This window comes from Sporosarcina sp. YIM B06819, assembly GCF_033485175.1.
Classification (GTDB): Bacteria; Bacillota; Bacilli; order Bacillales_A; family Planococcaceae; genus Sporosarcina.
Map to the genome: position 1 here is coordinate 12,839 of NZ_JAWLIQ010000019.1, position 15,736 is coordinate 28,574.

Annotated in this window: 11 protein-coding genes and 1 pseudogene; 5 read left to right on the plus strand and 7 right to left on the minus strand. The window is 37.4% G+C overall.

What is annotated here, in order from left to right; translation table 11 throughout:
- Window positions 1-5: 5 nt before the first annotated feature.
- The gene (locus R2B72_RS13350) at window positions 6-797 is read right to left on the minus strand and encodes a transporter substrate-binding domain-containing protein (RefSeq protein WP_318617118.1); all 792 of its coding nucleotides are present in this window, start codon (window positions 795-797) and stop codon (window positions 6-8) included.
- 266 nt (window positions 798-1,063) lie between these two features.
- On the opposite strand from R2B72_RS13350, the gene R2B72_RS13355 reads away from it, so the two are divergent.
- Window positions 1,064-2,293 carry an ATP-binding protein gene (locus R2B72_RS13355; RefSeq protein ID WP_412177854.1) on the plus strand — a complete coding sequence of 410 codons (1,230 nt, stop codon included), beginning with the start codon at window positions 1,064-1,066 and terminating at the stop codon, window positions 2,291-2,293.
- A 4-nt stretch (window positions 2,294-2,297) separates the two neighbouring features.
- Window positions 2,298-3,230 carry a response regulator gene (locus tag R2B72_RS13360; RefSeq protein WP_318617121.1) on the plus strand — a complete coding sequence of 311 codons (933 nt, stop codon included), beginning with the start codon at window positions 2,298-2,300 and terminating at the stop codon, window positions 3,228-3,230.
- Window positions 3,231-3,287: 57 nt separating this feature from the next.
- On the opposite strand, the gene R2B72_RS13365 is transcribed toward R2B72_RS13360, so the two are convergent.
- Genes R2B72_RS13365 through R2B72_RS13375 form a run of 3 tightly spaced genes read right to left on the minus strand, consistent with a single transcriptional unit; the run spans window position 3,288 to window position 8,064 of the window.
- Complete coding sequence (locus R2B72_RS13365) at window positions 3,288-5,102, minus strand: ABC transporter substrate-binding protein (RefSeq protein WP_318617122.1); 1,815 nt, start codon at window positions 5,100-5,102, stop codon at window positions 3,288-3,290.
- A gap of 30 nt (window positions 5,103-5,132) precedes the next feature.
- Window positions 5,133-6,629, minus strand: a complete 1,497-nt coding sequence (locus R2B72_RS13370) for an ABC transporter permease (RefSeq protein ID WP_318617123.1) — start codon at window positions 6,627-6,629, stop codon at window positions 5,133-5,135.
- Between the two features lie 13 nt (window positions 6,630-6,642).
- Complete coding sequence (locus R2B72_RS13375; RefSeq protein ID WP_412177851.1) at window positions 6,643-8,064, minus strand: ABC transporter permease; 1,422 nt, start codon at window positions 8,062-8,064, stop codon at window positions 6,643-6,645.
- A 124-nt stretch (window positions 8,065-8,188) separates the two neighbouring features.
- Here R2B72_RS13375 and R2B72_RS13380 point away from each other — a divergent pair, with 124 nt between their 5' ends.
- The 3 genes and pseudogenes from R2B72_RS13380 to R2B72_RS13390 all read left to right on the plus strand — a co-directional run bounded on the left by R2B72_RS13380 (window position 8,189) and on the right by R2B72_RS13390 (window position 10,859).
- Window positions 8,189-9,928 (plus strand): ABC transporter ATP-binding protein, encoded by a 1,740-nt coding sequence (locus R2B72_RS13380; RefSeq protein WP_318617125.1) that lies wholly within the window; start codon window positions 8,189-8,191, stop codon window positions 9,926-9,928.
- A gap of 315 nt (window positions 9,929-10,243) precedes the next feature.
- Window positions 10,244-10,517, plus strand: a pseudogene (locus tag R2B72_RS13385) (IS5/IS1182 family transposase); the annotation flags it as partial.
- Window positions 10,518-10,535: 18 nt separating this feature from the next.
- Window positions 10,536-10,859, plus strand: a complete 324-nt coding sequence (locus R2B72_RS13390; protein WP_318617127.1) for a hypothetical protein — start codon at window positions 10,536-10,538, stop codon at window positions 10,857-10,859.
- Between the two features lie 489 nt (window positions 10,860-11,348).
- Here the strand turns inward: R2B72_RS13390 and R2B72_RS13395 are convergent, their stop codons facing one another.
- From R2B72_RS13395 to R2B72_RS13405, 3 genes are all read right to left on the minus strand, one after another.
- Window positions 11,349-14,384, minus strand: coding sequence for an efflux RND transporter permease subunit (locus R2B72_RS13395; RefSeq protein ID WP_318617128.1), 3,036 nt, complete (start codon window positions 14,382-14,384; stop codon window positions 11,349-11,351).
- 118 nt (window positions 14,385-14,502) lie between these two features.
- Window positions 14,503-15,108, minus strand: coding sequence for a TetR/AcrR family transcriptional regulator (locus tag R2B72_RS13400; protein ID WP_318617129.1), 606 nt, complete (start codon window positions 15,106-15,108; stop codon window positions 14,503-14,505).
- Window positions 15,109-15,432: 324 nt separating this feature from the next.
- Window positions 15,433-15,642, minus strand: a complete 210-nt coding sequence (locus tag R2B72_RS13405) for a hypothetical protein (RefSeq protein ID WP_318617130.1) — start codon at window positions 15,640-15,642, stop codon at window positions 15,433-15,435.
- Window positions 15,643-15,736: the final 94 nt, after the last annotated feature.

Genomic DNA, 15,736 nt, shown 5'->3' on the forward strand with positions numbered 1-15,736 from the left:
ACTACTTACTTAGCAAGATATTTTGAAAGAATCTTGTCATATTCCCCACTATCACGAAGGTCTTTAAGACCATCATTAATTTTTTGCAATACATCATCATTTTTTCCTTTAAGGACAGCGATTCCATACTGATCTCCATTTAATCGTTCCCCAACAACTTGTAAATCAAGATCATTTTGAGAAATCGCATAAGAGATTACAGGATAGTCTTCAATTAATGCCGCAGCATTCCCGTTTGAAACTTCTTGGAACATCGCAGGACTATCATCGAACAAAACAAGTTTATAGCCATATTTAGCTTCATGTTCTTGTGCAAATTTCGCCCCAGTCGTTCCATTCTTTGCAGCAATTGTTTTACCTTTTAAATCTTCAATAGATTGAATATCTGTTGTTTTTGCAGCAACAACTAATGTAAGACCAGCTTCAAAATATGGATCTGAGAAATTTACAACTTTTTTACGGTCTTCAGTAATACTCATTCCAGCAATTGCAATATCTAGCTGATCTGCTTGCATAGCAGGAATAATTCCCCCAAAATCCATTGCATCAAATTCAATTTCAATCCCTTGATTTGCTGCAATTGCTGTAATAAGATCAATATCAATTCCTGTATATTCTCCATCTACCTCAAACTCGAAAGGTGGATAGGTTGTATCTATTCCAACGATATACGTTTTTTTATCGTTCCCTGTACTTTTACCAGAACTCTCTGCCGAACTGTCCCCTTTTTCAGCGCCACATGCTGCCACCATTAACATAATTGCTATTATCATTGTAACTATTCCAAACCTCTTCATACTAATTCCCCCTTTTTTTAATGAAAACCCCATAGTTATGAAGCGCTTTCATAACTAGTTTTCATTGTATATTCGTGACTACAGAATCAGACGTAAACCTACAAAAGGTAAACGGAATAACCTAAATATTTAAAAAGGGACGTTGTCTAATTGTTCTAGGAACTGTATACTAATTTTCAAACAAATATAAAGCGGACAAAAAGAGAAGAGGGAACATCTTGCGGTTTAGTTCATTACTAAAGAAGGATATTTATATTATTGTATTAATGATTATAATGGTCCCTCTTGCCGGCGAAGTGAAATTTTATCCTTTAAATGATACGTTTCGGGTAAGTTTTGGTGCCCCCGCACTCTTTTTCCTTTTACTATTACTAAAAAAAGTTCCACCCGCCCTTCCTGGTTTCTTGACAGCATCGGCTTTAGTGCTTTTCCGTGTACTCCTGGATTTCTTTTTTATGAATGATACAAATGTGGTCTATTCTTTTCAACAACACTGTCCGACCTTTTTCTTTTATTTCACCTATGCCTGTCTGTTCCAATTCATTAATATCAAGCGATTTCGCAAATCATCTTTAACAATTGGATTCATAGGCTATGTCGTCGAATTACTATCGGATAGTGCAGAGCTGCTCGCTCAATATGTTATTTTAAACACAACGATTACACTTTCTGATTTGAATGAAATGAATTTAGCTGCTTTTGCCCACAGTTTTATTGTCATCAGTTTTTTTAATATGTTGAAGTTATATGAAGCAGATTCTAGAGAAAAGCAAATACGAGAAAAAAATGAGCATATGCTACTTCTTATTTCCAACTTACATGAAGAGGCCATCTATCTAAAGAAGACATTAAAAAATGCAGAAACAGTTACAGTGGAATCGTATACTTTATATCGTGATTTACTAGTAGACAACAAAGAGGCTAGCTTGAGGGCACTACGAATTGCGGGTGAAATTCATGAAATAAAAAAAGATAATCAGCGGATTTTTGCTGGTCTTTCAAAATTAATCTCCAAAGAAAGCTTTAAAGATTACATCGATGTCATGGAGCTAATACAACTAGTTGTTCGTATTAATGAAAAGTATATTTTTTTACTCAATAAAAATATTAAGATTACGTATTCAATTGAAGGTAACCATCCCGACTATCATGTTTATACGGTATTATCGCTACTTAACAACTTAGTAGCAAATGCAGTAGAAGCAATTGAAGATAGTGGGAAGGTTCATTTGGTATTTATTGAATCTGATGGAATCGTAGAATTTAACGTTTTTAATAGCGGCCCTACTATACCAGAAAAATATGCATACGCTATATTCCAACCGGGTTTTACATCTAGGTATGATGTTTTAGGGAATCCATCTACTGGAATCGGATTAGCTTATGTGGAGGAAGCCGTTACGAATCTTGGGGGAAAAATCATATTTGAAAATGAGGCAAACGGTGTTACTTTCTCTATAAAAATTCCTATGAACCAGCTGACACAGAAAGGATGATTTAATGCGATTTTTTATTGTTGATGATGATATTGCCATTCGATCGATATTAACCCAAATTATCGAGGATGAAAATCTAGGTGAAATCGTTGGAGAAGCAGCAGATGGCGATCAGCTAGAAAGTTCATATTTGAACATGCTTAAGGTGGATATTCTTTTTATTGATTTACTCATGCCCAATCGAGATGGCATTCAAACAATTCGACACTTACTAAATAGCTTTAAAGGCAAATTCATCATGATCTCCCAAGTAGAAACGAAAGAGTTGATCGGTGAAGCCTATTCACTTGGAGTCGATTATTACATTATTAAGCCTATCAATCGGATAGAAATGGTAACCGTTATTCAAAAAGTAGTCGAACGCATCCAATTAGAAAATTCAATACATGACATCAAGACATCCATCGGCAATCTTTTACATATAAAAAGTCCTACACCGATGACAACTGCCCATTCATCTGAAGAAAGCATTACAAAAATTGGTGAATTTCTATTAGCAGAGCTAGGCATTTTGGGAGATAACGGCTCAAGAGATTTGATTGATATTCTTCATTACTTATTTGCCTTAAGGCGCAATAAAACCGTTGAACAAGATTTCCCTTCTTTAAAGGATCTAATCCTTGAAATTTCAAAGAAAAAACTTGGTCCATCAGCCACACAAGTAGATATCAATCGAGAAATAAAAGCTTCCGAACAACGACTTCGAAGAGTGATTACAAGCTCACTCAATCATTTTGCATCTTTAGGATTAGCGGATTATGGGAACCCAAAATTCGAAAATTACGCATCTAGCTTTTTCGATTTCACAGTCGTTCGGCAAAAAATGAGAGAATTAGAGGACAACTCATCTACTTCTAATACACCGACCCGGGTTAATACAAAAAAGTTTATTCAAGTGTTGTTTTTTGAAGCAAAGCGTTTAAAATTTCGTGATTAAACGAATAACAATCATTAAAAAGAGCATCCCGATCACAAACGGGATGCTCTTTCACTTTTATTTACTTGCTTTATATTTTTCCAAAAACTCTTTTACTTTTGCAGAATCCGCGACAAGCTCATTACCTGTATTCACAAGTGGGCTTACTGTGGAAAATGCTTTTTTCTTATTCCCTTGGTAATAGCTTAAGAATTCGTCTTGATTAATAGAATAGAGTACTGCTTTTCTTAAATCGTCGCTTGTTGCAACTTCACGATCTGAGGTGTTGAAAAGCAAGTACGAAACAGCGTTGCTTTCATTCTTTTGCAAGAACAGCTTATCATCATCCTCAACAAGTTCATATTTTGTTTCCGGTACACCATTGAATAAGTGGATTTCACCATTACGCAATGAAGACAATGAACTATCCGCATCTGCGATGAAGCGAACAACGACATTTGAAATGAGTGGTTCAAAATCAGTTCCAGGTCGGTACGCAGGATTTTTCACAAAATTTGCTTCATAGTCATTCTTTTTCACTAAAATGTACGGTCCACTTGCATAAAGTGTATTGTTATAGCTAGCACCTTCCGTAACGGTATTTTGATCACCATATGGAATATCCTTATTCACATCAAATGCTGCAACATCATAGGTATTAATACTTTCAACTTGTTTTTTCGAAACAATTCCCGCAGATTGATGTGCTAAATAATTCAATACTTGTGGGAAAGGTTCAGTCGTTGTCATTTTAATAACTTGATATTTTCCTTCTTTACTGTCTGCCTGTGTTTTATCTCCAACAAGTTCTGAAATTTTTACGTCTAGACCTTCTTCAAGCGCTTCTTTGACCGTCCCACTGCCATCTGATTGTTGGATTTGATCGAGAGCAGCAAGATCGGTTACAACTTCCGCATCTTTTATATGCTCATGCAAACTATATGTCCGGTGATCAGGAACGGAGTCTTTGTCCTTCGCACGATTCAGTGAGAAAATAACATCATCTGCTCCAACACGCTCTCCTGTATCCACAGCCTTTCCATCTGCAACAGCTGCAAAGTTAATGTCATCCCGAAGAATGAAGAAATACTCCGAATTCCCTTCAGCGATACTGTGATTATAAGATAGAGAACCATCTGAAACGACAACATCATCATCCGTCAAATTGACAAGTCGAACATATAAATTCGTGTTTAACGTATTAATAGATCCATCATTTCCTTTAATCGGATCAAGAGATGTCAACGTCCCCAACGCCTGCTGTGTAATTAAAGGTTCTGTAGCTCTTTTAGATGCATCATTAAAATCAATCGTTTCCCATGCAACAGCGCGTGATTTTGCAAGTCGAACCGTATCTACATTCAGCACTTCTTTATTAACCCCTTGTGCTTTAAAGGAATTATAAAGTGGAGCAATATAGGCTTTATCTGAAACAAGCTGTTGTTCTAGCTGCTTATATGTCTCTACAAATTGATCTGGCGTTTCTGTGCTGGCTTTATCGACTAATTCATCCACTTTGGAATCGGCAAGAATACTATAATCTCCACCTGTTTTGAATAAAGAACGGACCGCATAATCCGGATTTCCCGTAACTGTCGTCCAACTTGAGACTGCAACATCAAAATTCCCCGCCTCTTGTTGCGCTTTGAAACTACCATAGTCAGGCTGGATATTCAATTTCACGTCAAAGCCATTTTTAGTCAATTGATCTCGAACGATATTCATGTCCTCTTCACTAGAACTCATTCCAAGAACTTCAATTACAACCTTCGTATCGTCCTTAACGCCGCCTTTAACCGTATCATCTTGTTCACTAACATCCGATTTTGTTTGCACACAGCCAGCCAAAACCACTATCAATAGTAGTAAGACTGGAAATAAAATTTTCTTCATAAACTTTTTCCTCCTTCATATTATGTTCAGTTAATCTAACTTTGGATCTAATGCATCCCGCAAACCATCTCCTAAAAAGTTGAAAGACAGGACAAGTGCAATGATGGCAAGCCCTGGAAAAATGGCCAGATAGGAATGGGATTCAAGATAAGTGCTACCAATCTTTAGTATATTCCCCCACTCTGGAATATGCGGCTCTACGCCAAGTCCCAAATAACTTAAACTACTTGTGGCAATTACCGCGCTCCCTATTGTCAATGTAGACTTAACAATCATTGGTGCAAGTGAATTCGGCACAATCTGTTTGAAGATGATTGAAAAATCCGATGTACCAAGTGCTCGTGCTGAATCGACAAAGTCATAGTTTGATACCATCAATACATTCGCCCGCATCGTTCTAGCATATGTCGGGATGGACCCAACGCTGAGTGCGATAATCAGATTTGTTGTATTGGCACCAAAAGCAGCAATAATAGCAATCGCTAGTAGGATTCCAGGAATGGCATATAAAATATCAAGCAACCGCATAATGATATTATCTGTCCGATTGCTGTAATAGCCGGCAATCGCCCTTAAAAATCCTCCGATAATTGCCGGAATCGCAGTGGAAGCAAATCCAACGAGTAGCGATATCCTTGCACCGAATATTATTCTTGAAAACAAATCTCGTCCGAAATTATCAGTTCCTAATGGATAAGCAAGACTTGGACTTTGCAACAGATTTGCGTAGTCATTATCCACTGCAAGTTCATAATCAAAAGTAAATTTACTAATGACCGAAATGGTAAGCAACAGAATAATGAAAAATAAGCCGATGACTGCTGTGGAGTTACGCGTAATTTTCATCCACATCGTATTCCATTTTATAATTCTTGATTGATCATGGCTTCTTGATTTCAATAACAAACTATAGCCAAGAATCAATGCAAAAAGATTGCCCGATAATGCGGTAATGATCGTTACAATCGCAATAATAGACATCACTGGCGAAGCCGTTGTATCATCGACAAATTTAATGACTGCAATTAATGCAACAACATAAAAAACTGAAATTCCTACTAAGATACCCATTGCTGGTAAAAATGTATCCGAAACATACGGTTTGAATAGATTAAGTGCAGATATCGCGATCGCAAAAATCTGTGTAAGAAGCATATAAACCGCAAATGTATACTCCGGTGTTTTTCTCTTGTTTAACAAGCTAAATGCAAATGCTACAGTAAAAATATTTCCCGTGCACAAGCTAAGTAATTGAATAAAACCTAGGCGCCTCGTTACCTTTTGAATGTCGCCGTATCTTATTAAATCTCTTTTCACTTTCCAAGTAATGAACACTTGAATAAGTGTGAACAAAGCATACGCAATAGAAAGGATAAACATATTCCTATTTATATCACCAGATTTAAAATTGAAACTGTTCGAAAGAAAAATTACCGTCAAGGCTAGGGTAATAATCCATGTGAAAATTGACTGTGAATATTCCCCAGACAATTTTATAGCATGTCTTTTTGTCGATGTTGCTTTCATTTTCACACCTGCTTTACGATTGTTTCATTTTGGAACGAATACGAGGATCAAGGAAAGCATACAAAATATCGATAAGTAAATTAACCAGCGAAATGGTAATAGCAATATAGACGACTCCACCCATAATGGCTGGAATATCCGGAATGAACTGCTTATCAACGATATAACTACCAATCCCTTTAATATTAAATACTTTTTCTGTCACAGCCGCTCCACCCAACATGCCTCCAAATAACAGACCTATGACCGTGACAACTGGAATCATCGCATTTCCCACCGCATGCCTCCACAGCACTTGGTGTTTGTTTAACCCTTTTGCTTTGGCAGTAATTATATAGTCTTCATGAATGATCTCCAATAAAGAAGAACGCATCATCCTAGCCACAGACGCCGTCAGTCCAGTCCCGAGTACAATAATCGGCATAATCATCGACAACCCATTCTGTGGGCTGTACGTAGCAGGCAACCATTGATGTTTTATCGAAAAGTTCAAGATGAAGATAAGCCCTTGCCAAAAGTTCGGGATGGATAGCCCTATCAACGCAATGAACATAAACGTATAATCCAGAAAAGAGTTAGGTTTTGTCGCCGAAATGATTCCAACTGGAATGGCAATTATGATTGCCATCAGCACAGAATACATCGCTATTGTAAAAGTGACCGGGAACTTATTTGCAATACTTGCTGCCACATCCTCATTGCCGGCAAAAGATGCACCTAGATCGAATGTTGCAATCCCCTTAACGGCGTTCCACAATTGCTGCAAGTAGGGTAAATCCAATCCATACAAATGATTAAATGAGGCGATTTGTTCTTTTGTGGCAGAGACACCAATAATATTTGAAGCGGGGTCAAATGGTGATATATAGAGAATTGTAAATACAAGAACAGCAACACCTACAATAACGAAAATACTTTGTACAAGTCGTTCTACTATATATTTAATAAACGGATTACTGAGCAAAAAAAGTAGAGCATACATGAAAATACCTGGAACAAAAGAAATAAGTAAAAAGGAAGGTCGAACAAATAGTGACTCAAAATAGCTAGAATAGCTTGGCTTCCCTATCCCTTTTTGTCCAATAATTTCATCCGTCTTTTCAATTGCTTTCTTTTCCAATTGTTCATCCGCAAGTTGAACAGCTTGTTGATTTATTCTCTCTTTGTTTACGTCCTCCTTAAAGAAAGCCTGCTTTCTAAGCAATTGCTCTTTATACAAACCTAGTAAATCTTCCTTGTGACCAGCTTCAATCATTTCGCTCTTCACTTCTGCCAAGGTAGAAAAATAGGTATGATCCTTTCTTTTAAATAAGTAGAAAAGATAAGTGATCAAGTGAATTGGAATTCCTGCTAGTAAAAGCAAGTACTTATACATCCATCTCCCTTGCATCTTCCTATGGGATTGCTGAAGGATATCCGATACCACTTGCCCCATTAAATAAAACCTCCTCCTCAAATTGCATAATACCTATCTGTAAACTATACTATATGTAAAGAGCTCTATATTGTCAATTCTATTATTTCTAAATACTAAATATGTTAACGGGAAGGTGTCTATATTGGATACTATTTTAAAAGTTACCGATTTACATGTCTCTTTTGTAACTCGGGAGGAAGATTTCAATGCAGTACGCGGTGTTAGTTTTGAAGTCAAAAAGGGTGAAACGCTAGGAATCGTAGGCGAGTCGGGCAGTGGAAAAAGTGTGACAGCCCGTTCTATTATGCGTCTCCTTCCTTCTCCCCCTTCCTATATGAAAGAAGGCATTATTGAATTCCAAGGTCAAGACTTGACGCAAAAAACAGAAAAAGAGATGGAAAGCATTCGAGGGCAAGACATTAGTATGATTTTTCAGGATCCTATGACTTCTCTTAACCCAACCATCAAAATTGGGAATCAGATTACTGAAAGCTTGATGAAGCACCAAAATCTCTCGAAGCGAGAAGCCAAAAAGGAAGCACTTGATTTACTAAAACTAGTGGGGATTCACAATGGAGAAGCACGATTCAATCAATACCCTCATGAATTTTCGGGAGGAATGCGCCAGCGTGTAATGATTGCCATTGCTCTTGCCTGCCGCCCTTCGCTTCTAATTGCAGATGAACCGACGACTGCACTTGACGTAACAATTCAAGCCCAAATATTAAATTTAATGAAAAACATGCAAGAACGTTTCGGCACATCCATTATCCTAATCACTCATGATCTTGGTGTCGTTGCTGGGATGTGCGACCGTGTTGCTGTTATGAAAGATGGAGAAATTGTAGAAACAGGCACGACAAATGAAATTTTTGAAAATCCACAGCACGTTTATACAAAGAAACTGTTGAACGCACTACCAAGATTAGATGAAAAGAAAAAGACTAAAAAGCCTCCCCGTATTAAAGACGGTTTAGATCCTTCTAGCCCCTTACTTGAAGTAAAATCCTTGAAGCAGTATTTTGATGCTGGAAAGGGAAATTTGACGAAGGCTGTTGATAGCATCAGCTTCCATATACGACCCGGTGAAACACTTGGGCTCGTTGGGGAATCTGGTTCAGGAAAATCGACAACAGGTCGTGCCATTTTACGACTTCATGAACCAACTGAAGGTGATGTACTTTATCAAGGAATGGCTGTGAATAGATTATCAAAAAATGAAATGAAAACAATGCGGCGTCATATGCAAATGATTTTTCAAGATCCCTATTCATCCTTGAACCCGCGCTTCAAAGTGCTCGATATAATCGGCCAGGCACTGGATATTCATCGCTTAAGCAAAAATAATGAAGAACGTAAAAAAAGAGTAGAAGAATTGCTCGTCATGGTCGGACTGGAACCGTCTCACGCCATGCGTTACCCACATGAGTTCTCAGGTGGGCAGCGGCAGCGTATCGGCATCGCACGCGCATTAGCCGTAGAGCCCGATTTCATCGTCTGTGATGAGCCTTTATCAGCACTCGATGTATCGATTCAGTCTCAAATTGTAGAATTACTGGAAGACCTTCAACATCGGCTTGGACTAACCTATCTTTTCATCGCCCATGATTTGTCGATGGTCAAACATATCAGTGACAGAGTCGCAGTTATGTATGCAGGCAAAATTGTTGAACTTGCTGAAAGTGAAGAGTTATACAATAATCCGCAACATCCCTATACAAAATCATTACTTGCCGCCATTCCAATTCCAGATCCTCGTATCGAATCGAAGAAGAAACGAGTGCTTATGGAAGAACAAACAACAGCAGATCGCTACCAACTGGAGAATTCTGATTTTGTGGAGGTATCTAAAGGGCATTGGGTAGCTGTTCCTATTAAATAATCTGATACAGTATTTGAAACAAAAAAGCAGTCTACCCTTTACGTATGAAAGGTTGGATTGCTTTTTTGAGGTGACAGTTGCCCGACCTTTAGTAATTTCTAGATTACACTTTGTGTATGAGGTAATTTCATAAAATCCTATCCCTTTAGTATCAAAGGTTTCAATTAAATAAAAATGAGGCACCTCTCCAAATTCCGTATAATGAAAGTGACTAAACAACCAATATCGAATGGGGGAATGCATCATGGCTATTATTATGCAAATTAGCTTTTTTCAGCCAACAATTATTCTATATGAAGGCGAATATATATATAATTCGATGAACTTTTCCGCTCAACTTGTGTACGTAAGCATAGCTACTGTTACGACAGCTTCGATGATAAATACCGTACATTAAGATTTACACGCCCAAAAGAATGCAGTACCTGTCCATTGAGAGGATTCACTCTGACAAAAGGTGTTCAAAATCAAATGTGCAACGGATATTCGGAAACAGACATATCTAGTACGTGGATCCCAATTATAGAAGAAACTTCACAAAGAACGTACCGTATTAGAACGCGTTAATGCCTTTTTAAAGGTGTACTTTCATTGTGTTGCTGCTTCCATGCAGGAAATTGCCAGTGGCGCTGATTTACAAGTTGAAAAAGCCCAAGAAAGTTCAATATCCATCGAGGAAATGAGCATCGGCATCCAGCGAATTGCGATATTTACAGATGATCAACGATTCCGAAAAATCCTTTGGCCATATCTTACTGTTCAAAAAATAGAAGAATTCTCGATAAACTCTAGAGATAATACAAGAGTTGTAGCAAAAGCTTCTGTATCTCAGCTACATGCTGTTCATCAAATTTCGGATGAAGCACAGGTATTGACGGATCTATCGGATGAATTGTTGGATGTTGTAAATACGTTTGTTGTGAAGGCATGATAAAAAGGTATACGATGGAATCAATGATGGTTGTATAAGCGTTGTTAGGTAGTTAGCAGCGGATTTGGGATTTTATTATTGAATGTATCTCTGAGCTTCGACTTTCTCTTGAAACCAAAAACTATTCACGAACACAAAGTCTTTCGGTGAAAGTCACCGTAACCAACAACGGACAAATTGAATCGTCCTATTTTTAAAATTCCTACCTAAAAAAATCCAGTACATTAGATTTTCTAACGTACTGGATTTTTGTTGCTCACATTTTACTAGTTTCATCAAGTGGTCGGGAATTCCCTCGATATTCACGCGTTTATTTCTTTTCACCATATTGTGATGAGCTCGGATTTGATCATTTGAATCCACAATAGATATGGAAGTGGAATGCGTAACAAATCCAGCATCACTTTTTCAAAATAAAGGTAAAGTTTTGAGTGATTCTTTTGTTTCTTCCTCTGTTCCTTTTGACTTCAATTAGATGTTTTACTTGTGTTACTGCTTCGCTTCTTTCACTCTCTCTTTTCTAGAGGTCTTATAGAAGAATATTTCGTACACGACAGGAACAATGATTAACGTTAACAATGTTGATGAAGTTAATCCTCCAATTACAGTTACCGCCAACCCTTTTGAAATAAGCGTTCCTGATGAAGTGGTCATGGCAAGTGGAATTAATGCTGCAATTGTAGCAAATGCCGTCATTAATATCGGCCGCAATCTTGTTTTTCCAGCTTCAACCAGAGACTCGCGAATTGTTAATCCTCGTGTTCTGTTCTGACCTATTCGATCGACAAGTACAATGGCATTTGTTGTAACAATACCAATTAGCATTAAGAAGCCAATCATAACACTAACAGATAATGGCTCTTTAATCACGTAAAGTGAAACCAGTGATCCGATTGGCACAAAAATGAGTGATGATAAAATAATAAACGGAATTCTTGCTTTCGCAAATGTTATTAACATCGTTAAGTACACAAGTCCAATGGCAACAATGATAGCAATTCCTAACGATTGGAAAATCTCGACTGTATCATCGTTTCCTCCTCCACTTGTCAGTGAAACACCGTCTGGTAAATCCAGTTTTTCTACGCCGGCTTTTATTTTTGCTGACACAGCCTGCACATCGTTTCCTTTCACCTGGCCTGATACCCGTGCGTAAACCCTGCTATCTAGCTTCTGAATAGATGTGAATGCATCAATCTTCTTGATCTCTGCTATTTCTGAAAGCTTGACTGGACCTTTTCGAGAAAAAAGGGAAACGTCCCCCAGTTGCTCTTTTGATTGAAGCTCCTCATCAAAGGAAAGTTGAACCTCCTGCTCATTACCGCCCAATGTTAACGTTCCCACATTAACAGGCTTCATTTGATCACTGACTGTCCCGAGAATTTGGAACCCAGATAATCCATATTCCATAGCTTTGTCAGAATTGATTTGGACTAAGAACTGCTTTTGCTTTTCACTAAAATTATTCGTAACATACTTTAAATCACTATTTTGGATCATATACTCTTCTACCAGCTTAGATGCTTTTTGCAACACATCTAGGTCATTGGAAAACAAATCAATATCCACATTATTGTTTGAAGGAGGTCCGCCTGTTTCTAACTCCTGAATAGTTATTTTCAACTCAACATTTTCTTCAGCTGAAATATTTTCTATTTTTTGCTCAAGGGATTTTATTGTTTTTTCAACATCTACATTGTCTTTTAAATTCACAAAATAGCTTGCTTTGTTTTTAAGCCTAAGTCCTGTAACAAAGTCTCTGGCACCAACCGAAGTGGTTACATCAGCGATTTCCTCTTGACTGCTGAACATGTCTTCGATAAGCAGTGAGATGTCATTTGTATTATTCAAAGGTGTTGATGAGGGTAGCTCAATAGAAGCGGTTAAGGTTTTTGACTGTTCGTTTGGGATAAACGTGAACCCTAAAGCAGGCACCACCGCAAAAGAACCCGCTAGTAATAAGACAGATACGACTAAAATTATTGCTTTGTTATTTAAGGATTTTTCAATTATCGGGCCATACAGCCTTTGAAGAACCCCCTCTTTTTCCTCAGCAGGCACTTTCTTAAAGGAAAACTTCGCCAAAATTGGGACGATTGTAACCGCGACAAGTAAGGATGCCAACAGCGAGAAAATAATGGTTAATGCAAATGGCAAAAAGAATTCCCCTGTAATTCCACCGACAAATCCAATTGGGAGGAAAACAACTACAGTCGTTACTGTTGATGAAGTAATCGCCTTTAGTATTTCTTTTGTAGATTCTAAAATAATTTTATCTGACATGCCTTCATTCGACTTTCGAACGCGCCTAAAGATATTTTCGATGACTACAATACTGTCATCCACTACACGCCCTACAGCTACTGCCATTCCTCCGAGGGTCATAATGTTTAACGAGATGTCCAGTTGTTTAAGGAAAATTGCAGCAATCACTAACGATAGCGGAATAGAAACAATTGCAATAATCGTAGCTCTTGTATTCCTTAAGAATAGTAGTACTGCTAGGGAGGCAAACAATGCGCCCAGTAAACCTTCTTTGACTAACGTACTAACCGATTTTTCAATATCTTTCGCAGAGTCTATTCCAATTTCATAAGCAAATTTGTCATCATATTTAGTTAAGACGCTCCTGATATTCTTAGCAACTTCTACTGTATTGGCATCCTGTTTTTTCGTAATGGCCATGGATAACGATTCGCTCTCATTATAGCGAGCCAATTCGCTTTTCCCTGTTACTTCTTTGATGGATGCTACATCTTTTAATCGTATCACTTCTAATGGTTGATCCCCAAAAGGAGGTGTGAGTTGCAAATTTTCCAGCTTAGAAACAGTTTCAAGATTTTCTTCCACACGTACCGGAATTTGCTCTTCATTTTCTGTTAACTCACCTGCTGGAAAGGACAAAAACCTCTCATTGATTTGATCTTTGATGCTACCGAGAGAAAGACCGACTTGTTCCGCCTTCTCTTTGTCCACCGTTATTTGCACAATATTGTCGGTCAACCCAGCAACGGAAACGCTATTAATTCCTTTTATTTTGTTAAGCTCTGGAATAACAGCATCTTTCATGACCTCTTCAATATTTTCTCCATTTTTGCTAAAGAACGAAATATTATAGATAGGAAAAGAACCAAAAGATAGTCGGTTTACTTTGATTTCAACCTGATTAGGGAGCCCTACTTCCTCTATTCCCGAATTGACTTGCTGTTCTACCTTATCCAGATCTGTATCAAATGGGAACTCCAAGGTAATGATACCGATACTGTCATAAGAAGAGCTGCTTATTTTTGTTACGCCGTCTATTGAATTAAGCCTCTTCTCAATCTTTGAAACGACCTGCTTATCCACATCATCTGGAGATGCCCCTGGATAGATGGCTTCAATAGACAGTTGAGGAAATTCAATATCCGGGAATTGATCGATCTTTAATTTTGAAAAGGAATAAATACCACCAAGCACAAGTAAAAAAGAAATAATAAAAACAGCCATTGGATTTTTCAAACTGAATTTTGTTAAAAAATTCATCAAATAACCTCCTCTTTTGTTTGTAATCCTCTATATTAAGTGAATGTTATTCACATTCATCCTATCTATCGATTGATAGGTTATAACTAAAAAAAAGAGGCGTATCCTTTTTTTCTTTTTATCTTAAAGGTGCTAATCCGTATAAAAGGACATTTGTGTAAAATCTTGCTTGTTCTTTTGCTATGTGCTCCTGAAGCTGGACATCTCTGTAATTCGATGAAATTAAATTCAAAAGCAAGTAGGCAGAAGGTATGGGGTATGATCCAAACTCAATAGGGTTTCTAATTTGCCCTTCTTTTATTCCCTTTTCAAAAATGGAAGCGATGGGCAATTGGTAAGATTCAATCCACCATTTATCTATTTCTTTTTTGTCTTCTTCACCTAACTCTTTTTCAATATCGTGGAACATTTGCCCCATTGAAGATGGTTTATTCATTAATATATGATAGGTCACTTGAAACAAACACTCTTCAATATCATTGCCGTGCTTTTTAATAATTTCTCTGAGCGCTGTTTGCATCTTCAACAACTCGGATTTTAACACTTCAACATAAAGGGCCTTTTTATTTTTAAAATGATGATAAAGAGTCGGCTGAGTGATTCCGCAAATTTCAGCAATTTTTCGGGTGGACACAGCTCTATATCCCATTTCCATAAAAAGCTCACGAGCGACCTCTACAATTTTCTGATGTGAATTGTTAATATGTTCAAACTGATTATTCATAATCAAAATCCCTTCTAAACTTACAGAAACCTATCAACTGATAAAATCATAATATGATTACTATTTTGTGTCAACAGCGAGGACTTTTTTTGAACCCAAGCCCTACATATAAAAAAGGTACTTCCGGCAAGATAATGAAGGTGGACGAAAAACAGAATACATATAGAGCTACAGGTAATCCTAATTTTCTGGGTTACCAAACAAACGTGTGATTTCAAACAAACTTTTTTGAGCTTTCACGATTAAATGAGTGACTGTTCCAATAGTAAAAAAAGCACCCATTTCTCTTTACTGGAAATTGGTACTTCATTTATTCGCCATATGTTATCGTGATTCTTTTGGAGGTTGGCACACGTCACATTTACGTTGGTTTTTATTGTTAAACTTCGTAAATGTTTTTTCAAAGTTGCTACCACATGCACATTTAAATAATAACCTTTGAGAAAAACCGTGATATTCCGTCGTTAACAACTTACTTTCCGAATTTTTCTCAACAAATTCTTTAATTTTATCGATTGTCCACCGTTTTTGCATTCTTTTACACCTCCCTATTTCATCCGTTCAACTATGAGTAAAAGTCGTAATTATCCTAAGTTCCTCATTATAACATGAGCTAGCACACAATGAA